Source organism: Dethiothermospora halolimnae (genome assembly GCF_037577855.1).
Lineage (GTDB): Bacteria > Bacillota > Clostridia > Tissierellales > VENL01 > Dethiothermospora > Dethiothermospora halolimnae.
The window spans coordinates 101,151-123,844 of the sequence record NZ_JBAKFX010000004.1 but is presented as its reverse complement, the minus strand read 5'-3'; the positions used below and the strand labels follow the sequence as shown (position 1 = coordinate 123,844).

General features: G+C 32.5%; 15 protein-coding genes and 1 other annotated feature. Of the genes, 2 read left to right on the top strand and 13 right to left on the bottom strand.

The window, feature by feature from the left end:
- Nucleotides 1–184: 184 nt before the first annotated feature.
- From V6137_RS02860 to trpB, 13 genes are all read right to left on the bottom strand, one after another.
- Nucleotides 185–1,993: a peptide ABC transporter substrate-binding protein gene (locus V6137_RS02860; RefSeq protein ID WP_425446375.1), complete on the bottom strand. Its 1,809-nt coding sequence runs from the start codon at nt 1,991–1,993 to the stop codon at nt 185–187.
- 641 nt (nt 1,994–2,634) lie between these two features.
- A complete protein-coding gene (locus tag V6137_RS02855; protein WP_425446374.1) occupies nt 2,635–3,615 on the bottom strand; it encodes an ABC transporter ATP-binding protein in 981 nt (326 codons plus the stop codon).
- Nucleotides 3,615–4,646: an ABC transporter ATP-binding protein gene (locus V6137_RS02850; protein WP_425446373.1), complete on the bottom strand. Its 1,032-nt coding sequence runs from the start codon at nt 4,644–4,646 to the stop codon at nt 3,615–3,617. The genes V6137_RS02855 and V6137_RS02850 overlap by 1 nt, the downstream gene beginning before the upstream one ends.
- A gap of 13 nt (nt 4,647–4,659) precedes the next feature.
- The gene (locus V6137_RS02845; RefSeq protein WP_425446372.1) at nt 4,660–5,577 is read right to left on the bottom strand and encodes an ABC transporter permease; all 918 of its coding nucleotides are present in this window, start codon (nt 5,575–5,577) and stop codon (nt 4,660–4,662) included.
- Between the two features lie 14 nt (nt 5,578–5,591).
- Nucleotides 5,592–6,512 carry an ABC transporter permease gene (locus V6137_RS02840; protein ID WP_425446371.1) on the bottom strand — a complete coding sequence of 307 codons (921 nt, stop codon included), beginning with the start codon at nt 6,510–6,512 and terminating at the stop codon, nt 5,592–5,594.
- 706 nt (nt 6,513–7,218) lie between these two features.
- On the bottom strand, nt 7,219–8,643 hold the full coding sequence (gatB, locus tag V6137_RS02835; protein ID WP_425446370.1) for an Asp-tRNA(Asn)/Glu-tRNA(Gln) amidotransferase subunit GatB: 1,425 nt from the start codon (nt 8,641–8,643) through the stop codon (nt 7,219–7,221).
- The gene (gene gatA / locus V6137_RS02830; protein ID WP_425446369.1) at nt 8,633–10,111 is read right to left on the bottom strand and encodes an Asp-tRNA(Asn)/Glu-tRNA(Gln) amidotransferase subunit GatA; all 1,479 of its coding nucleotides are present in this window, start codon (nt 10,109–10,111) and stop codon (nt 8,633–8,635) included. The genes gatB and gatA overlap by 11 nt, the downstream gene beginning before the upstream one ends.
- Nucleotides 10,112–10,133: 22 nt before the next feature.
- On the bottom strand, nt 10,134–10,418 hold the full coding sequence (gatC, locus tag V6137_RS02825) for an Asp-tRNA(Asn)/Glu-tRNA(Gln) amidotransferase subunit GatC (protein WP_425446368.1): 285 nt from the start codon (nt 10,416–10,418) through the stop codon (nt 10,134–10,136).
- A gap of 197 nt (nt 10,419–10,615) precedes the next feature.
- Complete coding sequence (locus V6137_RS02820; protein WP_425446367.1) at nt 10,616–12,028, bottom strand: radical SAM protein; 1,413 nt, start codon at nt 12,026–12,028, stop codon at nt 10,616–10,618.
- Nucleotides 12,006–13,850, bottom strand: a complete 1,845-nt coding sequence (locus V6137_RS02815) for a hypothetical protein (protein WP_425446366.1) — start codon at nt 13,848–13,850, stop codon at nt 12,006–12,008. Before V6137_RS02815 ends, V6137_RS02820 begins: the two co-directional genes overlap by 23 nt.
- A 94-nt stretch (nt 13,851–13,944) precedes the next feature.
- Nucleotides 13,945–15,939, bottom strand: a complete 1,995-nt coding sequence (gene ligA / locus V6137_RS02810) for an NAD-dependent DNA ligase LigA (protein WP_425446365.1) — start codon at nt 15,937–15,939, stop codon at nt 13,945–13,947.
- A 156-nt stretch (nt 15,940–16,095) separates the two neighbouring features.
- Nucleotides 16,096–18,300: a DNA helicase PcrA gene (gene pcrA, locus V6137_RS02805; RefSeq protein WP_425446364.1), complete on the bottom strand. Its 2,205-nt coding sequence runs from the start codon at nt 18,298–18,300 to the stop codon at nt 16,096–16,098.
- Between the two features lie 217 nt (nt 18,301–18,517).
- Nucleotides 18,518–19,699 (bottom strand): tryptophan synthase subunit beta, encoded by a 1,182-nt coding sequence (gene trpB / locus V6137_RS02800; RefSeq protein ID WP_425446363.1) that lies wholly within the window; start codon nt 19,697–19,699, stop codon nt 18,518–18,520.
- Between the two features lie 317 nt (nt 19,700–20,016).
- Nucleotides 20,017–20,277, bottom strand: a binding site (T-box leader).
- A gap of 217 nt (nt 20,278–20,494) precedes the next feature.
- On the opposite strand from trpB, the gene V6137_RS02795 reads away from it, so the two are divergent.
- Together V6137_RS02795 and nuoF are read left to right on the top strand one after the other, a co-directional pair.
- A complete protein-coding gene (locus tag V6137_RS02795) occupies nt 20,495–21,007 on the top strand; it encodes an NADH-quinone oxidoreductase subunit NuoE family protein (protein WP_425446362.1) in 513 nt (170 codons plus the stop codon).
- Nucleotides 21,008–21,031: 24 nt separating this feature from the next.
- On the top strand, nt 21,032–22,678 hold the full coding sequence (gene nuoF / locus V6137_RS02790; protein ID WP_425446361.1) for an NADH-quinone oxidoreductase subunit NuoF: 1,647 nt from the start codon (nt 21,032–21,034) through the stop codon (nt 22,676–22,678).
- The last annotated feature ends 16 nt before the right edge of the window (nt 22,679–22,694 follow it).

Below are 22,694 nucleotides of genomic sequence, written 5' to 3'. Positions count from 1 at the left end.
AGCCCCACAGAATAAGTTCAACTTTAATATTAAGTCCCTACATAATTAAGCTCTGTAGTTTCGACTTCAGTCGAAGGTTTCCCTATTCACTCTTTATTCTCCAATCTTTATTCTTTGCTTTTACCCATTCTTCTTTAAAGAACAAAGGAGCCCAGTCACAGGGACTAAACTCCTTAGTTATCTTTTAGTGTTTTAAAATATAAGCCCATTTCTTACCACTTGTAACTTGAAGTGGAAGTCTTACTATATTCTTAACGTATGGTCTTTCTAATAATCTACTTACATTAAATTCATATGGATGAACAGGCATATCATCTATTAATATCTTCTCTGCTTCTATCATTGAATCTACACGTTTTTTAGCATCAAATGTATCCATAGCTGATTGAACTAATCTATCATATTCAGCATTTGACCATCTAGCCCTGTTTTGTGGATTATCACTCATCATTAAGTCCATAAATGTCATAGCATCGTTGTAGTCACCAATCCATCCCGATCCAGTGGTAATCTCAAAGTCACCACTAGCTTGCTTATCTAATCTAACCTTCCAAGTGTTTTGCTCTATTGTAACCTTAACACCTAAATTGGATTCTAGCATTTGCTGGTATATTTGTACATATTTTAATGCACTATCAGTTTGACCAGTCATAACCCTTAAACCATCACTTATTTCTTCAGTAGTAGCACCCAACTCTTCTAACGCCTCATTATATAGTTTATCAAGATCTTCTTTGGAGTATCCGGTTCCTACATCTTTAAATAATTTTTTTCCTGCTATTTCACGGAAAGTTTTACCATCATATCCTGCAATTCCAGTTGGTACCCAACCATATGCAGCCTGGGACAATCCTTTATCCATAGTTTCATATATTTTTGTTTGGTCTATGGCTCTTGCAAATGCATTTCTCAACTTCTTATTCTTTAAGTATTTATGCTCATTATTAAATGTTCTATAAACACTAAAAGCCTGAGGTATAAGTTGTAATTCATCAATATATTCATCTATAAACTGTTGTGGTACACCTATGTAATCAAGTTCTCCTGTTTTATACATACCTACCACTGAGTTTGAATTTTTAATTATATGGAAATTGATTTTATCTAATATAACTGAATCTGCATCCCAATACTCTGGATTTTTCTCTAAAATTACTTTAGACTCATGTTTCCACTCTGCAACTTTAAATGGTCCATTTGATGGAACTAAGTCTGCTTCTGATGCATATTTATTTCCTAATTCTTCAACCATGTCCTTTCTTGATGGGAAGAATGTACTATGTTGTAATTTACTTAGAAATGTTGGATTTGGCTTTCCTAATGTTACTTCTAAAGTGTGATCATCTAAAGCTTTAACTCCTATTTGAGATGGATCAGTTATTTCTCCTTTATAGAAAGCTTCAGAATTTTTAATATCATATGTCATAAATGCGTAGTCCGAAGCTAGTTCTGGGTCCATTATTCTCTTCCATGAATATTCAAAATCATGGGCAGTTACTGGAGTTCCATCTGACCAGTTAGCTTCTCTTAACTTAAATGTGTACACTGTCTTATCATCACTTAATGTCCAATCTATGGCCATACCAGAACCTTTTTTAACTTCACCGGTATGATCCATTCTAATTAATCCTTCTAATGTATCATTAAGTATAGTACTTGAAGTTCCATCTGTACTTACTTGAGGATCTAAACAAGGTGGTTCTTCCCCTAAATTAACACTTAAAACTTGTTCTTTTGCTAATATATCTTTAGATAAGCTAGCTGTATCAGTTGTAAATCCTTCTGGTGCCTTAGCTTCCTCTTTTTTCTCTTCTTCCTTGTTAGTATCCTCTTCTTTCTTATCTTCATCTTGGTCCTTTGCACTATCGTCAGTTTTGTCTTCTATCTTAGCATCTGAAGAAGTATCTTCATCATTTCCACCACATGCAGTTAATGTTAATGAAGCTATTAAAGTAACTACTAACAATAGTACTAACCATTTACTTTTTTTCATTCTAGAATCCCCCTTTGATTTATAAAAGATTTAACATTGCTTACACAATAATTTACTTTATAATATCCCTCCTTTTTTTAACAATTATTTAATTTCTTAAACTTATTGTTAAATTGAGCATATGTTACATTGTGTTAACAATTTATTAAAATTATAAAATATTATTAACATATTGTCAAGAGTTTGTAATATTAAAAAAGCATTTTTTTGTCATCTCCATTTATTGTATACCACTCTATAACTTGACCACATTCTTTTTAATGAATTTTGTTAAATATTAATTTTTCGTTAAATATTTCTTTATTAACTTATACGCTGATAAGGGGTTATTTATTCCTACTGTATTTTTATAGTAAAATAAAGTAATTTTTAACACGTCTCATTTCTCATAAAGTTCAGAGATAATAATTTATTTTTAACTATATGGCGTTAAAAAGGCCCTGAATATATTCAGGGCCTAGAAAAAAAATACAATTTTTATAACTTCCCATTTCTTCTTCATCAAAAGAATCCGGAGAATGAATTCTCCTCTACTTTTCAGTATCATAGTTTATGTTCCATCACTGGACAAGGCATGCCTTGTCCCTACAAAAAAAAGAACAAAGTGGCTAAAGGCCACTTTGTTCTTTTTTTCTTCCTTCTTATTTAACTAGATGGCATGCCACATAATGTTCTGGTTTAACTTCTTTTAAAACTGGTGCTTCTTTTCTACATATATCTGTAGCATATTTACATCTATTTTGGAACTTACATCCTGGAGGTGTATTTATAGGACTTGGTACATCTCCCTTTAATATTTCCCTCTCTCTAGTTCTTTCTATCTCAGGATCTGGAATAGGTATAGCAGATAAAAGTGCCTTTGTATATGGATGTAATGGTTCTTCATAAAGAGCATTACTTGATGTTAACTCCATCATTGATCCTAAATACATAACAGCTATCCTATCGGATATATGCTTAACCATACTTAAGTCATGGGCGATAAACAGATATGTTAATCCCATTTCTTTTTGTAAGTCTTCAAGTAAGTTGACCACCTGAGCCTGTATAGACACATCCAGAGCTGATATTGGTTCATCACACACTATAAAGTCCGGTTCTAATACAAGGGCTCTAGCAACTCCTACACGTTGTCTTTGTCCTCCACTAAATTCATGGGGAAATCTATTAGCATGTTCCTTGTTTAGTCCAACTATTTGAAGTATATCATATACCTTTTTCATTCTCTCTTTATTATCTTTATATAATCCATGTATATCTAATCCCTCTGCTATTATATCCCCAACTGTCATACGAGGATTTAATGATGCATAAGGGTCCTGATATATCATTTGTGCTCTTCTTGTAAAGTCCTTTAATCCTTTTTTATCTAATTTATGAACATTCATTCCATCAAATATTACTTCTCCACCGGTTGCTTCATATAGTCTTATTAAAGTTCTACCTGCAGTGGTTTTACCACATCCAGACTCTCCAACAAGACCTACTGTTTCTCCCTTTTTAATTGAGAAGGTAATACCATCAACAGCCTTTAGTGTTTGTCCTTTTCCTACTTGGAAATATTTTTTAAGATCCCTTATTTCTAAAAGATTCTTAGCCTTTGATAAGTCTTTTGTTGCCATTATTTTTTCCTCCCTTCTGTTACAGGGTTTTTAACGTCAGGAGCCATGTCATGCTGTAACCAACAACTTACTGCATGTAAGTCTGTAATTGATGTTTTTTCTGGCATTTCTTCTTTACATATTGGCATAGCATATTCACATCTATCCGCAAATGGACATCCCTTTGGTGGAGAGAATAAGTCCGGAGGTGTACCTTCTATTGGAACTAGTCTCTCTTTTTTCTTGTTGTCTAATCTTGGAACTGACTTTAATAATCCCCATGTATATGGATGTTGCGGATTATAGTATATATCATCAACAGTTCCCTCTTCCATTATAAGACCACCATACATAACAACAACTCTTTGGGCTATATCTGCTATAACACCAAGGTCATGGGTAATCATTATAATAGATGTATTCATTTTATCCTGTAAGTCCTTCATAAGGTCTAATATCTGGGCCTGTATTGTAACGTCAAGGGCTGTAGTTGGCTCATCTGCCACCAACAACTTTGGATTACATGCAAGGGCTATGGCTATCATACCCCTTTGTCTCATACCACCACTAAATTCGTGGGGATATTGGTCAACACGTTTTTCCGGAGTTGGAATACCAACTAACCTAAGCATTTCTATTGCCCTTTCCTTAGCCTCTTTTTTACTCATCTTTTGGTGTTTTATTAACCCTTCCATTATCTGCTTACCAACTTTCATAGTTGGGTTAAGAGATGTCATTGGATCCTGGAATATCATACTTATTTCACTACCACGAATAGATTCTAATTTTTTATCCGACATCTTTACTAGGTCTTTACCGTTAAACATTGCACTACCTGTTTTTATTCTTCCCGGTGGCATAGGTATTAGCTTCAGTAGTGATTTAACTGTAACCGATTTACCACATCCTGACTCTCCAACTATACCTAATGCCTCTCCTTTATTTACATAGAAGTTTGTTCCCCTAACCGCTTGAACTTCCCCTGCGTATGTGTCAAAGGAAACTCTTAAATCTTTTACATCTAATAAGACTTTACTGTTATCTTTAGCCAATTTATTCCCCTCCTTACTGTCTTAATTTAGGATCTAGTGCATCTCTTAGACCATCACCGAACAATGTAAATGAAAGCATTAATATACTTATTACTAAGGCTGGGAATACCAACTGATAAGGATGAACCAGTAACATTTGAGTACCCGCTTGAGACAGGGAACCTAAACTGGCCTTTGGTACTGGAATACCCATACCTATATAACTTAAGAAAGCCTCTCCAAATATCGCTCCAGGTATTCTAAATGTCACAGATACTATTAATACCCCCATTGTATTTGGAACTAAGTGCTTTAATATTATTCTTCCTGTATCTGAACCAAGGGTTTTGGCAGCCATAACATATTCCATTTCTTTAAGCTGTAAAACCTGACCCCTAACCATACGGGCAGCTCCTACCCAACCGGTTAAAGTCATGGCAATAATTATGGTTTTAATTCCTGAACCTAAAACAGTCATAAGCATTATAACCCTGATTAGATATGGTATAGAACCTAATATCTCACAGAAACGCATCATGATCATATCGGTTCTTCCACCTATATATCCTGAAATACCACCGTATAGTATACCTAATATAATATTAATAAAGGCAACGGTAAAACCTATAAGAAGGGAAACCCTAGCACCTTTCCATACTCTAGTCCAAAGGTCTCTACCTATTTCATCGGTACCAAACCAGTAAGTTGAGTTTGGTTCAGTATTACCTAATAATAAATCACCTTTATTAAACTCAAATTCATTCATGAATGGTCCTACAAATGCCATTATTGTTAAAAGAAGTAATATCGTTAAGGATATCATTGACATCTTATTACCTTTAAGTCTTCTCCAAGCATCTTGCCAATATGTCATACTTGGTCTATTTATAGTTTGAGCTTTAGATAAGTCTTTACCTATAGTTTTAAATTGTTCTTTTTTTAATTCAGCCATTTTTTTACCCCTCCCTACTTGTCTATTCTAATTCTTGGATCTACTACTCCATAAAGCATATCACTTATAAAGTAACCTACAACTACTACTATTGAAGTAAATAGGGTTGTACCAAGTATCATTGTATAGTCATATTGTTGAACACTATCAACAAAGTACTTACCTATACCAGGAACAGCAAATATACTCTCTATAACGAATGAACCTACAACAGCTCCCGCAAGAGTTGGTCCAAAGAACGTTATAATTGGTACACTGGCATTTCTAATAACGTGTTTAACTATAACTGTAAAGTGGGATAATCCCTTTGATTTAGCAGTAACAACATAGTCTGAACCCATAACTTCTATCATTGATGTCTTCATATATCTTGCATAACTTGCTATATATCCTGTGGCCAATGATATTATTGGTAATACCATATAGCTCGGACCTTCCCAACCGGCAACAGGGAGTATCTCCCATTTTACTGCAAAGAAATATTGGTATAATGACGCAAATACGAAACTAGGTACCGAAATACCAATAACAACTAATATAATTACAAAATAATCAAAAAATCCTTTATTATTAAGTGCTGCTATAACACCTAATGTTACCCCTGCAAAAACTCCCAGCGCCATAGAAATTACACCTATTTTAGCTGAAGCTGGTAATCCGTCAGATAACATCTTGTTAACAGTTCTTGTTTTGTACTTAAGGGATAAACCTAAATCTCCATGTAGTAAATTCTTTAAAAACCTTCCATACTGTTGAATTAATGGTTTATCAAGTCCATACTTAGCTCTTAAGTTTTCTAATACTTCTGGTGGAGTTCCCCTATCACTTGAAAATGGATCTCCTGGAATTGCATGCATTAAAAAGAATGTTATTGTTGCAATTGCCCATATAACAATAAGCATATAAATGATTCTTTTAAGAACATATCTTCCCATTAAATAAACACCTCCATAAAATCTTCTGTTATGAATTTTCAATTAATTTGAATAAACAATAATGCCAGTACCTTTAGTCAGTTCACCTCCTTAAACTGGTCTAATAATACAAGTACAAGTGAATTTTTTGAAATTTCAAAATTAATAACCTGAAATATATTTTAGAATATCTCTAAAACAATCGGGTATATAAATTATTGAAATATATAAAGACTAATTTAAATATTTATTTATTGTATTAAAAGTGAAGTTAAAACAATATTGTATAAACTAGTGTAATTTAAAGTGTGATTCTTAAAATAAGTGTTGTTAGAAGGCTTGTCTATTTTTTACATATAATAGAAAGTAAATTTCCTGTTTATTTATGCAAAAAAATCACATATTCTATTTTTCTTTACAGAACAATAAAGTATCTTTTCTTTGCCGACAGTTATCTACTTTTTTGGTTACTTTATTATAATACAATAATTTGTCGAAAAATTCAATAGTTAAACATTAAATATACTTTTAAATATTTGTAATAATTATCTGTAGTCTCTATATCATAACAGGTCACCCTTTTTTCCCTTTAAACATTACTATTTGTTTATGCAATTAATTGTATAATTATACTTTGTTAGTTAATAAATAAACTATCTTTTTAAAAAATATTAACTAAAAAGACAACCCTATAGGGTTGTCTTTTGTGTAATATATATAAACGATTCTATTTTATCATTTCCCGTAATAGTTTATTAACCATTTGCGGGTTAGCTTTCCCCCTTGATGCCTTCATAACTTGACCTACCAAAAACCCTAAAGCTCTATCTTTTCCATTATTGTAATCGTCTATAGATTGGGGATTATTATCGATTACTTCTTGTACCATCTTTCTAATCTCCCCTTCATCACTTATTTGGGTAAGCCCCTTTTCCTTTACTATGGTGTTTGGATCCTTTCCTTCTTCAAACATGGTTCTAAATACTTTTTTACCTACTTTATTGCTTATCTTCCCTGTATCAATTAATTTTATTAAATCGGCTAAATCCTTTGACGTAAATCTTATTTCATGAATTTCTAACCCTTCATCTTTAAGTCTTCTTAACATATCACCCATTATCCAGTTACTAACTGACTTGGGGTCATTTGCTAATTTAACAGTTTCTTCGTAGAAGTCCGCAAGTTTCTTAGAGTCAGTAAGAACCCCTGCATCATATTCAGGAAGATCATATTCTTTAATAAATCTTTCCCTTCTTGCATGGGGAAGCTCTGGTAAATCTCCCTTTATTTTATTTACCCAGTCTCTATGAATATTCATTTCAACTATATCTGGTTCTGGGAAATATCTATAGTCTGATACACTTTCCTTTAATCTCATAACTATAGTTTCATTTTTCATTTCATCCCATCTTCTTGTTTCCCTTTTTGTATCTTTTCCTTCTTTTAATAAAGCTATATGCCTTTTCTCTTCATACTCTATAGCCTTAACAGCTGCACTGAAGGAATTTAGGTTTTTAAGCTCAGTTATTGTAGTTTTATTTCCAGTTTCTTCATCAACCACATTTACATTTACATCACATCTTAAAGAACCTTCTTCCATTCTACAGTCTGAAACCTCTATATATTGAAGAACAGCCTTTAGCTTTTCTAAAAACTGCTTTGTCTCCTCTGCAGAGTTCATATCAGGTCTAGATACTATCTCTATAAGGGGTACCCCTGCTCTATTATAGTCTAGAAGAGAATCACCGATACCTGAGTGGATAGATTTACCTGTATCTTCCTCAATGTGTATTCTCTCTATCTCTATTTTTTTAGGTCCCTTATCTGTCTCTATTTCTATATATCCCTCTTTACATAGGGGCATATCATATTGGGATATTTGATATCCCTTTACTAAGTCAGGATAAAAATAGTTTTTTCTATCCATTTTAGTTCTTTCCGATATTTCACAATTAAAGGCAAGTCCTGCCTTTATACCAAACTCTACAACCCGTTTATTTAAAACCGGTAATGCTCCTGGCATACCTAGACATATTGGACAACAGTTTGTATTTACGTCTGAGCCAAATTCTGTGGAACAGCCACAAAATATTTTTGATTTTGTCATAAGTTCTGAATGTATCTCTAAACCAACTATAGTTTTATAACCCATTTACCTCACCTCCTATTTCAGGTGTTTTCTCTTTTATTTTGTCATTCTTTTCATAAGTATATCCAACCCTTAGCACCTTTTCTTCTTCAAAGGCATTCCCTATTATTTGAAGGCCTACTGGTAAATCATTTACATACCCACAGGGCATAGACATGGCACATATTCCAGCTAAGTTTACAGATACAGTTAATAAATCTGATAGATACATAGATACCGGGTCATCTACCTTTTCCCCTATCTTAAATGGTGGTGTTGGGGTGGTAGGTGATAAAATAACATCGTATTCTTCAAATACTTTGTCAAAATCTCTTTTTATCAATGTTCTTACTCTTTGGGCTTTGTCATAATATGCATCATAATATCCCGATGATAATGCATAGGTTCCTACCATAATTCTTCTTTTTACCTCTTCTCCAAATCCTTCACTTCTTGTATTTATAAATATATCTTCCGTTGATTCATAATTTTCCGCTCTTTTTCCATATCTAATACCATCAAATCTAGCTAGATTTGAACTAGCTTCTGATGGTGCCAGTATGTAATATGCCGGTAGTGCATATTCTGTATGGGGAAGACTTACTTCACTTACCTCTGCCCCTAATTCTTCCAGTACTTTTACTGCATCATATACCTTTTCTTTAATTTTCTTATCTATTCTTTCATCAAAGTATTCCTTAGGCAATGCTACCTTAAGTCCCTTTATATCATTTATAAGGGCCTTTTTATAATCAATCTTTTCCCTGTCTATAGATGTGGAATCCATTTTATCATATCCCACTAAACTATTAAGGGCAATGGCACAATCCTCCACATCCTTTGTAATGGGCCCTATTTGATCAAGGGAAGATGCAAAGGCCACAAGACCATATCTTGATACTAAACCGTATGTAGGCTTAAATCCAACTACTCCACAAAAGCTTGCAGGCTGTCTTATCGATCCTCCTGTTGATGAACCTAGGGCAAATGGTATTTGGTTAGCTGAAACTGCTGCTGCTGAACCTCCACTTGATCCCCCTGGAACCCTATCTAAATCCCATGGATTTTTTGTAATCTTATATGCTGATGTTTCAGTTGATGAACCCATTGCAAACTCATCCATATTGGTTTTACCTATTATTATAGCTCCTTCAGCCTTTAATCTTTTTATAACTGTGGCATCATATGGGGATACAAAATTTTCTAAAAGTTCAGAGCCACATGTATTTTTTAATCCTTCAACCACAATATTATCCTTTATGGCAATAGGTATTCCTGCTAAGTCTCCAAGTTCTTCTCCATTTTCTAGTTTTTTATCTATTATTTTAGCTTTCTTTAATGCTTTTTCTTTATTTAATGATATAAAACTACCTAATTTTTCATCAGTTTTTTCTATTTTATTAAAAAAGCTTTCTACTAATTCATAGGAACTTATTTCTTTATTTCTTATTTTATCCCTTAATTCATGGATAGTCATTGTTGTAACATCCATTTTTTTCACCTCTTTTCTTTGTTTATTTAAGAACCTTTGGTATCTTTATATATCCATTTTCACTATTAGTGGCATTGGATAAAACCTTATCCCTAGATAGGGATTCATGAACTTCATCTTCCCTCATAACATTTTTTATAGGAAGAACGTGATATGTAGGTTCCACACCTTCTGTATCAACTTCTTTTAACTTATCTATATATTCTACTACTGATTTAAATTTTTCTGTAAAATCTTCTATTTCTTCATCATTAAACTTAAGCTTAGAAAGCTTAGCAACATGCTTTACATCATCTTTCGATATCATTCTTTCATCCTCCTTATCTTTTTATAGTGGAGAATTTAGAGTAAAGAGATATAGACAAACCAGCGAAACCGACTTTCAACTAACTCTCCTCTCTCAATTCTCCCTTCTCCTCTATTTTTTATAGGTTCTATAAAATATAATACATTATTACTTCTGTTGTGTAAACATCTCTCATAGAATGTAGTATTATACCTTTTTTACAGATTGGGAAATAAAGTATTTAAATAATCAGTTGTAAAGTCTCCCCCTTTTGTATAAAAATTTTTTATTCCTTGGTGAATTTCTTTTTTTCTAGAGTTACAATAGGATTTTATATCTATATTTTTTTCTCTTACTTTAACATCACATTCTCCACCGCAGAGTAAAGCTACCGAACATCCTAAGCACTTTTTAATGTTTATAATATTTCTTTGTAAGTATATTTCCTTATTGAGGGTTTTCTTTAATTCTCCATTTCTTAAAGAACCTATTTTTAGTCTACTCCTGCCGGCTTCTTCATAACATCCATAAATATCACCGTATGGGTCTACTATGTAATTATTCGGTATGTTTTTCATACAAAATCTAGTTTTTTTAAATGGCATATTTTTTTTCGTTTTTATAGTATATGATACTTCATCTGCTCGCCTTCTTATAGGATGCTTTATTTTGTCTTTAGTATTCATTTTTTCCAATAACTCTAATACTTTTTTATCATTTTCAAAATCAATATTTCTTACTTGTCCAAAATTATTTCTTAAATTATTTACATACACATAGGAATATGGGTGATCTAATATTTCTTCCTGTTCCAGTAAATCATATAAGACATCAAGATTTTGAAAATTTTTAGGTTGTATATTTATCCGTATATTTACTTTAACTTTCTTATCAAGCATTATATGTATATTCCTCAATATAGTATCAAATGTAAATCTACCTTTTTTAGTGCTTCTAGTTTCATTGTGACTTTTTCTATCACCATCGATTGACACTTGTATAAAGTTAATCATACCCGGTAAGGGTCCCAGTAGATCTATATAGTGCTCTAGTTCCGTACAATTAGATATTGCCGCTACATTGCTAGAGTATTTTTTAGAATATTCTAATGCTCTTTCTACAACTTCCCTATTTTTTTTCAAAAGAGGTTCCCCTCCATATAATATTATATCCACGTTACCCTTATCTACATCTCTAAATAATTGATAATAATAATCGTTAAATAATTGATTTACTAAATCTTTTGTCATTAACTTATTATTTTTTTCTTTTCTTATTGAATTTTGATAGCAATAATAACAATCTAAATTACAATCATAGGTCAAAAGAAGCATTAATTTTCCTCGTTTTGCATATACTTTCATATTGTAATCATCCACTCTTTTAGCAAACTCTTTAAATTTTTCTATTTCCTGTTCCTTTGATAAGCTAGTTAAATGTCCCCGATTCATCAAGAAGTTAATTTCTTCTTCTAAAATATCATTTTGCTTTTTTATTCTTTTATTATTTTTTAAAAAATCTCCTAAATCCTTAGAGACTTCATCTACAGAGCCACTGAAACCATTAAATAATAAGCTTGTATTTTTTAGGGAAATTATATTTAAATAATTACTTACATAACAATTTTTCATAATAATTCCCTCCTTCAATCATCCTTTTAGTCTCTAATGCCCCTAGAAAATATCCATAACGGGGCATTTCTTTTGTATTTGCATAGAATGGGTGGGGAACTTGCTTTTCTATAAAATATTCATGTATATTTCCCTTATAGAAACTTACATTATTACCTCTTAAATAGTCTAAAAACCATTCTCTTAACTTTTCTATATTTCCCATATATTTAACATATTCATCTTCTTTTAAAGTTAGTGCTTCTCTAATAGTTAGTTTGCATTTTTTAGCCGATATATATATAGCTAATCCCTCATCATAATAAGTTTTAGCGATACCTGGCAGGTTTATACCCCTCCATATATTTCTCGTAATATAATGGGTTAGTTCATGGGTCATAACCCTTTCTATATCCTCTCCTCTGATTTGGTCATTAGATAGTATAATCATAGGTCTAGGATGAAATATATTACAAGCATTAAAATTTCCCAATATTATTTGTGATATATCTATATCCTTAATATAGTTAAAGAGATCATCTTTCTCTATATCAAATAAATTAGAAATATTGTCTAACAAATATCCTACTATTTCCTCAACCTCCATCTTGTCTATTTCCATAATTTCTTTGTTTTCTAAGTTTTTCTTGCAGTTATAAAATATATGGTTGTTCATATTTGGTATATTTAAGTTATATTTTGAAAAAATATCACTTATATTCTGAGCGCCTTTTATTAAGTAGTCAGTGTAATCTCTACATTCTAATATTATATCTCTAATATCATTGCAGTAATTTCTAATATTTATTTTTAACTTGTCTTTACTAACTTTAAAAAACTTAAGCCTTTCTAAAGTTAAGTACATATCCATACTATCAACAATATATTTTACAAAATTAATATACTCATTAAATACTTCTATATGAATTTCTTCCTCTTGAAATTTCTTAAAGGGAATTCCATTGTGAAAGTTTTTTATCTTGACAAATAAACCTATATTGCTTGCATTTTCCTTAGTCAAAGTTATAGCTTCACTTTCTCCAAAAGGGATTTTACCTTTATATTTTTCATTAATGTTATTCTTAAAATTATTAGGTATAAACTTATCTAGTTTAACCCTTCCTTGTTTAATTCTTATGCCGAAATCATTATTGATATTGCTTTCATCATATATGGTGTCCATTGATATAAAGTAAAGATTTTTGTCTATAGTTATATTTAAAAATTCATATATACCACTGTGGTCAACTTCTTCATTTATGGTTAAGAGACCATAATGTCCTCTATATTTTTTATCCTTCAAAAGATATATAATCAAAGCACTATTTAATATATCATCTAAATTCCAGTTTTTTATACTTTCATCTACTACTAAGGAGGAATTATAATGGATAACCAGATCCCCTGATTCATATTCTTTCATAATCTCTTTATTAGGTTTAAAAAACAAAGTTATATAATCATTTGAATTCTTGTTACAATGTTCCACTTCTAGATTATTAATTGACTTACTTTCTCCCAATGTAAAAGCCCCAAATTTTCTACCTATTAGTTTCTGACAGCTACTTTGCCCATAAAATTTACAATACATATAATTTTGTTGCTTACTATAATATAGTCTTCCCCCCGGATGATCTAAATGGGCCTGTAAACATATTTTGTTACTTTTAATATTTTCCTCACATTCTTCCCCTATGAATATACTCCCATTGGGAGTTATAAAATATGGAATATCTCCCAATAAATCCTTTATAATTTTTTTTGCTTTATTATTCCATTTATGATACGGAACAATATGAATTCTCGAAAGTTCTTTTATAATAGAGTAGTACTCCCTTTCCATAATTAAAATCCCCTCTTCTTGCTATTGATATTATAAATCTAATAATAAATTTTAAAATAGGAATTTACCCAGAGGTAAATTCCTATTTTTTATATTATTCTATACCTTCAACCATACTTCTAAACTCATCACCATCAATTATCCTAATTCCTAGATCCCTTGCCCTATCAGCTTTAGAACCGGGATTTTCCCCCACTACAACAAGGTCGGTATTTTTACTTACACTTCCCGTTACTTTACCACCTAGTCTTTTGATTATTTCCTTTGCTTCCTTTCTACTTATCCCTTCTATTGTTCCTGTTACCACTACTTTTTTATCAGTAAATATTGTTTCCTCATCTATCGTCTCTTCTTCATGGTAAGTTGGTTTAACCCCTTCATCTAGTAACTTTTCTATACTATCTAATATTTTTTCATCATTTACAAACTCTATTATACTATCTGCTACAATCTCTCCAATATCGGGAATATCAACTAGCTCTTCCTTTGAAGCTTTTAATAGATTATCCAATGATTTATATTTATTAGCCAAGTCTGTCGCTGTCTTCTTGCCTACATTGGGTATGCCAAGGGCATATATAAATGCGTCTAGGGTACAATCCTTACTTTTTTCTATTGCATCTAATAAATTTTGAGCCTTTTTTTCTCCAAATCTATCTAATTTAACTAGATCATCAAATTTAAGTTCATAAAGCTCAGGTATATTTTTTAAATCCAATTCATCAAATAATTGTATAGCTGTTTTTTCACTAAATCCCTCTATGTTCATTGCATCTCTACTACCATAATGGACAAGTCTTGATACCAGTTGAGGCTTACAGGATAATGAATTGGGACAAAATATATGTACTCCATCCCTTATAAGTTCACTACCACAATAGGGACACTCTTCAGGTTTCTCTATATCTTTACAATCTCCACAACTTTCATTCACTGTTCCCATTATCTCTGGTATAACATCATTGGATCTTCTTATCCATACCCTAGAACCTACTTTTACATTTTTTCTTTGGATATCATCCCAGTTATTTAGTGTAGCCCGCTTTACAGTCACTCCCCCTATATCCACTGGTTCAAGTTCTGCTGTTGGGGTAACTTTCCCTGTTCTTCCCACATTCCAATTTATTTTATTAAGTTTTGTTGTAACCTCTTCCGCTTCAAACTTATATGCTATTGCCCATCTAGGGAATTTTTGAGTATATCCTAAGACTTCCCTTGTTCTCATATCATTTATTTTTATAACTAATCCATCGGTTAATACATCTAATTTTTTTCTTTCTTCATTTAACACTTCTATTTGTTCTATTAAATCTTCTATATTATTAAATGATTTTATGTATTTAAATACAGGCAATCTATTTTCCTTTAAAAATTCCATCATTTCTAAGTGGGTTTCAAATTCCTTTCCCTCTATATATCCTACATTATAAAAGTATGCCGATAGATTTCTCTTTGCAGTAACCTTAGGATCAAGGTTTCTAAGGGCTCCTGCCGCTGCATTTCTTGCATTTTTAAGGGGTTCGTCTGCCTTCTTATTATATTCTTCTAAAACAGATAAGGGCATTACCCCTTCTCCTTGCACTTCTATAGTACCATCAAAATCTATAGTTAAAGGGATAGACTTTATGGTTTTAATCTGGGGAATTATAGCTTCACCCACTACTCCATTTCCCCTAGTTGCCCCTTGGACTAACTTTCCATTTTCATAGGTTAGGTTTATAGTCAACCCATCAAATTTATATTCTAATATATATGTAGGTTCTGGTAACTTTTCTTCATTAGATGTATTATGTTGACTAATAAGTCTCTTAACACGATTGTTCCATTCCCTTAACTCTTCTATACTCTGGCTTTTATCAAGACTCCAAAGCCTACCTAAATGTCTATGTTTTTCAAACTTATCAAGGGGTTCCCCACCAACCCTCTGGGTTGGAGAGTCCTCCATAACAGTTCCCGTTTCCTCTTCAAGCTCTAAAAGCTCATCATATAACCTATCATACTCCTTATCACTAACCTTAGGATCATCAAGGGTGTAGTAATAGTAATTTAACTCGTTTATCTTATCTATAAGTTCCCTCATTCTATCCATTGTTTCACCATCCCTTTTTTTTAAAAATTGACAGTGGACAATTGACAATTGACAGTTAAGGTATAAATCGGCTGAAGCCGATTTAAAATTATAATCTTTTACGAACAGAGTGAGTAAAATCACCTTAACTGTCAATTGTCCACTGTCAATTCTCAATTATTTTAAAATTTCCACCGGCGCATAGGAAAGCATTATCTTCTTTATTCCTTTACTGGCAAAGGCCACCGTTAGTTCCGTGTTATCCCCAGTTCCATTTATTTGAACCACTGTGCCTTCTCCCCATGTTTTATGTCTTATCTTTGTACCAGATTTAACACTATCTCCAGTAGTTGTATTCTTCTTTTCTGCCTTTGCAGTAACTGCATATTCCTTCATGAAATCCTTTAGCTGTCTTTTAGGCTTCATTCCACCAATTTTATTACCACTGGATTTATTCCCTTCTTCAACTAAGTTTGATGGTACTTCTTCTAAAAACCTTGATGGGGTATTATAATTTGTTCTACCATATATGGTTCTAGTTATTGCATTTGTCATATGAAGTATCCTTTCCGCTCTAGTTATTCCCACATAACAAAGTCTTCTTTCTTCTTCTAAATCGGCTTCACTATCTAGTGCCCTCGAAGTTGGGAATAGCCCCTCTTCCATTCCCGTTAAAAATACAACTGGATATTCAAGGCCCTTGGCACTATGAAGGGTCATTAAAGTAACTGCATTATCTAAATCTTCATCGGTTTTATCCACATCGGACATTAGTGATATATTGGCTAAAAACTCCTCTAGATTATTATCGTCATTATTAGCTTGAAAGTCTATTGCCACCGATAGAAACTCTTTTATATTTTCCACTCTTGTTCTGGCTTCAACGGAATCATCCTTTTCAAGTTCCCTAACATATCCTGTGGAATCTATTACATTTTCTATAAGTTCCTTTACTTCTATAAGTTCCTTCATGGCTATAAACTTTCCTATCATAGAGGAAAAATCCTTTATTTTTGATTTAGCCCTATGGGATAGATTATCCATTTCATCAACATCTAGTATAATACTATACATGCTTTCCCCTTGACTAAGGCTCTTTTCTTCTATTTTTTCTAATGTTCTTTTTCCTATTCCCCTTTTAGGAACATTTATTATTCTTTTTAGACTAATATTATCCACTGGATTTTGTATAAGCCTTAAATAGGCAATAATATCCTTTATTTCCTTCCTATCATAGAACTTAAGACCCCCGACAATCTTATAGGGTATATTTGCCTTCATTAATGCTTCCTCTAGTACACGGGACTGGGCATTGGTTCTATAAAGAACTGCAAAGTCGGAGAAACCATATTCTTCTTCTTTCTTTATTTTATTTATGTTCTTTATAATATAACTTGCTTCATCCCTTTCATCATAACCTTTAAACTGCTTTATAAGGCTACCTGATTCCTGGGATGTCCATAACTTTTTAGCCTTTCTATCCATATTATTTTTTATAACATAGTTGGCAGCATCTAAGATATTTTTAGTTGAACGATAATTTTGCTCAAGCTTTATAATCTTTGCATTGTCGTAGTCCTTTTCAAAGTCATTTATATTCCTTATATCAGCTCCACGCCACCCATAGATCGACTGGTCACTATCGCCAACGGCACATATATTTTTATGAAGTTTAGCAAGTAACCTTACTAAAATATATTGAGCCCTATTGGTATCCTGATACTCATCAACTAGTATATATTTAAACTTTCTTTGATAATAATCTAAAACCTCTGGATAGTCTTTAAATAAATCTATTGTCTTATTAATAAGGTCATCAAAATCAAGGGCATTATTTTCCTTTAATTTTTTCTGATATAGTTCATATATTTCCCCTTGTTGTCTTTTTCTAAAGTCACTATAATTATCCTTTATGTACGATTCTGGTTTAATCAATTTATCCTTTTGGCCACTTATAAAGTTTAGCATCGTCTTTGGATCATACATTTTTTTATCTAAATTTAATTCCTTAATGCAATCGGTTATAAGGGTTTTCTGATCCGCTGTATCAAATATAACAAAGTTTCTATTATAGTCTATTTTATCTATATCCCGCCTTAATATTCTTACACATATTGAGTGGAAGGTTCCCATCCACATATGACCAATTCTTCCCTTTAAAATCCTTTCTACCCTTTCCTTCATTTCATTGGCTGCTTTATTGGTAAAGGTTATGGCAAGTATATTCTCCGGCTCCACATTCTTTTCTTCTATTATATAGGCAATTCTATGGGTTAAAACTCTAGTTTTTCCACTCCCTGCCCCTGCGAGAACTAAAAGGGGACCATCCGTCGTGGTAACTGCCTCTTTTTGCCTTTCATTCAATCCTTCTAAGTAATTCATAAAATACTCCTTTCATTTGTTAATACTCTAATTTTCTAAAAACCTTTATGACTAATACCCACTGAACAGATTATAAAGCTCAGTGTGTAATATTATTTCTATATAACTGTATTTACTATTATATAAAAAAAAGACTATAATTTATAGTCTTTTAGTTTATCTTTCTTTTTACATATTATTGCCATATAATAGTGGGGCAAAACCTAGACTAAGAAAATCATTCTATAAATTCTCTAATAGTATTAATATCCTTATCCCCCCTTCCTGATAAATTAACAACAATAATATCATCTTTTTTAGTTTTAGGTGCTAATTTTTTAAGATATCCAATAGCATGGGAACTTTCAATAGCTGGTATGATTCCCTCTGTTTCAGTTAACAGTTTAAAGGCTTCTACTGCTTCCTTATCAGTTATACTTTCATACTTTCCCCTTTTGGTTAAATGAAAATATGCATGTTCAGGACCTACTCCAGGATAATCAAGACCAGGAGATATAGAATGTACAGGCGTTATATGACCATCATCATCTTGAAGTAAATATGTCATCATACCATGGATAACTCCTATACTTCCCTTAGTAATAGTTGCCGCATGTTTATCACTATCAACTCCAAGGCCCCCTGCTTCTACTCCATATATTTTTACATTCTCTTCTTTATAAAATGGATAAAATAATCCCATTGCATTACTTCCTCCCCCTACACAGGCCACTAGATAATTAGGGAACCTTCCTTCTTTCTCAATTATTTGTCCCTTTACTTCATCTCCAATAATTCTTTGAAAATCCCTTACCATTGTTGGATATGGGTGGGGACCAACAACTGAGCCTATTAAATAGAAGGTACTATCTACATTTTTAACCCAATCTTTTATTGCTTCATCTACTGCATCCTTTAATGTTTTAGTTCCTGATGATACTGGGTTCACCTTAGCTCCTAGCATCTTCATTTTAAATACATTTAATGATTGGCGTTTCATATCCTCTTCCCCCATATAAATTTCACATTGTAAATCGAATTTAGCACATGCTGTAGCCGTTGCAACCCCATGCTGTCCTGCTCCAGTTTCAGCTATAATTCTTTTTTTATTCATTCTCTTTGCTAATAAAATCTGACCTATAACATTATTTATTTTATGGGCTCCAGTATGATTAAGATCTTCCCTTTTTAAATATATTTTTCCTCCTCCTAATTCTTTAGTTAAATTTTCTGCAAAATATAATGGTGTGGGACGTCCTGAATACTCTTTCACATAATATCTATACTCTTTTTTAAAGTCCTCATCCTCCATTGCCTTTATAAACTCCTCTTCAAGTTCTAAAAGGGGACCTTTTAGTGTTTCTGGTACAAATTGACCTCCAAACCTTCCAAATTCTGTTGACATTTTTTTATTAATCATTTTATCTACCTACTTTCTTTATAATTTTTGGTACAAAAAAAGCACTTCCTCCCTATAATAGGGAGGAAATGCTTACATTCCCCGTTGCCACCCTTGTTAAATAGTGAAATACTGTAAGCAGGGGGATTACGAATCCCCCTGCAACCAACCAATTTAGGGATTACGAATCCCCCTGCAACCAGCCAATTTGGGGATTACAAATCCCCTTGTGACTAATCAATTTCAGGACTGGAAATCCCGTTGTAACCAATTAGTTATAAGATTATAAATCTCATGGAACTAAAAATTTGATGGTATAAAAAAAACACTTCCCCCTATTATAGGACGAAATGTTGTTATCCCGTTGCCACCTAATTTAGATAGTATTTTTCTATCTCTCTTATACAGGTACAGAAAATAGTCTATGCTATATCGATACCCTGTCTTTGTAACGTAAGACCTACGGCAAGTGATACTCTCTTAAGATTTCCCACTGCTTCTCATGGAACCATTCAGTAAACAATCCATATCAGGATTCCACCATCCCCGACTCTCTATAACTTCAAGTTTTACTTACTCTTTCCATTCACAGAATTTAAAATATTTGTCAGTTATTTTTCTTTTTTAAAATTATAATATTATACTTCATCTTTGTCAACAGTTTTTTTCAAATTTTATTTTTATTATTCATTATCTATACTAAATAAAAAACATCCTTTAAGTACATACTAATATTTGACAATAACTCCTTTAATTATTTCAAAATATTATAATCAATAAATTAAATATTATTTTTTTAGAAAGGAGGTTTTACTCATGACAAAACCCCAATCAATTAGTGTTACAGCACCTGTAAATGACGACTTACCTAAAGAAAAATTTGATGAACTTAATAAGTTTATAGACAGTATGGAAACCACCAAGGGCGCTTTAATTGCTATTTTACATAAAGCTCAAAATATTTTTGGTTACCTTCCAAGGGATGTTCAACTTTATGTTGCTAGAAAACTCGGTATACCTGGAGCTGAAGTTTTTGGTGTGGTAAGCTTTTATTCCTATTTTACTACTAAACCTAGGGGAAAACATACCATTAGTGTATGTATGGGAACTGCTTGTTTTGTAAAGGGTGCAGATAAAATTACTGAAAGACTTAAAGAAAAACTTAATATTGAAGCTAATGAAATTACTGAAGATGGATTATTCACCCTAAGGGATGTACGATGTGTAGGAGCCTGTGGCTTAGCCCCAGTTGTCATGGTTGATGATAAAGTTTATGGAAGGGTAAAGGAAGAAGATTTAGATGATATCTTAAATACTTATAGAAAATAATACTTTTAACGGAGGTGAATTTAAATGAGTGTAACCCGTTCTAATATATTGGTATGTGGTGGTACCGGCTGTTTGGCAAGTGATAGTGGAAAAGTTATTAAAAATTTAAATCTTATATTAAAAGCTAGAGGTTATGGTGATGAAGTTAAGGTTATAGAAACCGGTTGCTTCGGATTTTGTGAACAGGGCCCCATTGTAAAAATAGAACCGGATAATGTTTTTTATGTTAGGGTTGGTCCTAAGGATGCTAAGGATATTGTTGATGAACATATTATAAAGGGAAGAAAGGTGGAAAGACTCTTATATAAAGACCCCCTAGAGAAAACAGTAGTAACAAAACATGAAGATATGTCCTTTTATAAAAAACAACTCCGTATTGCTTTAAGAAATTGTGGTTTAATAAATCCAGAAGATATATATGAATATATAGCTATGGATGGTTATAAAGCCTTAGGTAAATCCCTTACTGAAATGTCAAGGGATAAAGTTATAGATATTATTAAAAAATCAGGTCTTAGGGGTCGAGGTGGTGGTGGTTTCCCCACGGGAGTTAAATGGGAGATCACGAAAAAACAGGACAGTGATGTGAAGTTTATGGTTTGTAATGCAGACGAGGGGGATCCAGGTGCATTTATGGATAGAAGTATTTTAGAGGGGGATCCCCATAGTGTTTTAGAGGCTATGGCTATTGGTGCCTATGCCATTGGCGCTGATAAGGGTATTATTTATATACGGGCTGAATACCCCCTTGCAATATCTAGGCTTAATAAAGCTATTAAACAGGCTAGGGAACTAGGTTTATTAGGTGAAAATATCTTTGATTCAGACTTTAGCTTTGATATTGATATTAAATATGGTGCTGGAGCCTTTGTTTGTGGAGAAGAAACTGCCCTTATTAATTCCTGTGAAGGAAAAAGGGGAGAACCAAATTATAAACCTCCCTATCCTGCCCAAGAAGGCTATTGGGGTCACCCCACCTGTGTAAATAATGTAGAAACCTTTGCTAATATACCAGTTATCATCAACAAGGGACATAAATGGTTCTCATCTATAGGTACGGAAAATAGTAAAGGCACTAAGGTTTTTGCCCTTGCTGGAAAAGTAAATAATGTTGGTCTTGTTGAAGTTCCCATGGGTACTACCCTTAGGGAAATAATATTTGATATAGGGGGAGGTATCCCAGGGGGTAAGAAATTTAAAGCAGTACAAACCGGCGGTCCCTCGGGAGGAGTTTTAACTGAAAATGAACTTGATACTCCAATAGATTATGATAGTTTAACAGCTATTGGTTCCATGATGGGCTCCGGTGGAATGATAGTTATGGATGAAACCGATAATATGGTTGATATCTCTAAGTTTTATCTTGAGTTCACAATGGATGAATCCTGTGGCAGATGTACTCCCTGCCGCATAGGAAATAAAAGATTATATGAGCTACTAAATAAAATAACCAGTGGTAAAGGTACCATGGCGGATTTAGATGCATTAAAACAATTATCCTATATGGTAAAGGATGGTTCTTTATGTGGCCTCGGTCAAACTGCCCCAAATCCGGTTATAAGTACAATGAAACATTTCTTTAATGAATATACAGCCTATATAAAAGATGAAAATCATCCCCAAGGTGAAGGTAAATATATTGCAAAAAATAAAGACGATGCTATGGTTTAATTTTAATATAAGTGAG

Coding starts and splice junctions, on each gene's coding strand:
- V6137_RS02845 (WP_425446372.1), bottom strand. CDS start 5,577: ATGGCTGAATTAAAAAAAGAACAATTTAAAACTATAGGTAAAGACTTA.
- gatC (WP_425446368.1), bottom strand. CDS start 10,418: ATGATATCGAAAGATGATGTAAAGCATGTTGCTAAGCTTTCTAAGCTT.
- V6137_RS02855 (WP_425446374.1), bottom strand. CDS start 3,615: ATGGCAACAAAAGACTTATCAAAGGCTAAGAATCTTTTAGAAATAAGG.
- trpB (WP_425446363.1), bottom strand. CDS start 19,699: ATGATTAATAAAAAAATGTCAACAGAATTTGGAAGGTTTGGAGGTCAA.
- V6137_RS02820 (WP_425446367.1), bottom strand. CDS start 12,028: ATGAAAAATTGTTATGTAAGTAATTATTTAAATATAATTTCCCTAAAA.
- nuoF (WP_425446361.1), top strand. CDS start 21,032: ATGAGTGTAACCCGTTCTAATATATTGGTATGTGGTGGTACCGGCTGT.
- V6137_RS02840 (WP_425446371.1), bottom strand. CDS start 6,512: ATGGGAAGATATGTTCTTAAAAGAATCATTTATATGCTTATTGTTATA.
- gatB (WP_425446370.1), bottom strand. CDS start 8,643: ATGGGTTATAAAACTATAGTTGGTTTAGAGATACATTCAGAACTTATG.
- ligA (WP_425446365.1), bottom strand. CDS start 15,939: ATGGATAGAATGAGGGAACTTATAGATAAGATAAACGAGTTAAATTAC.
- pcrA (WP_425446364.1), bottom strand. CDS start 18,300: ATGAATTACTTAGAAGGATTGAATGAAAGGCAAAAAGAGGCAGTTACC.
- V6137_RS02860 (WP_425446375.1), bottom strand. CDS start 1,993: ATGAAAAAAAGTAAATGGTTAGTACTATTGTTAGTAGTTACTTTAATA.
- V6137_RS02815 (WP_425446366.1), bottom strand. CDS start 13,850: ATGGAAAGGGAGTACTACTCTATTATAAAAGAACTTTCGAGAATTCAT.
- gatA (WP_425446369.1), bottom strand. CDS start 10,111: ATGGATGTTACAACAATGACTATCCATGAATTAAGGGATAAAATAAGA.
- V6137_RS02795 (WP_425446362.1), top strand. CDS start 20,495: ATGACAAAACCCCAATCAATTAGTGTTACAGCACCTGTAAATGACGAC.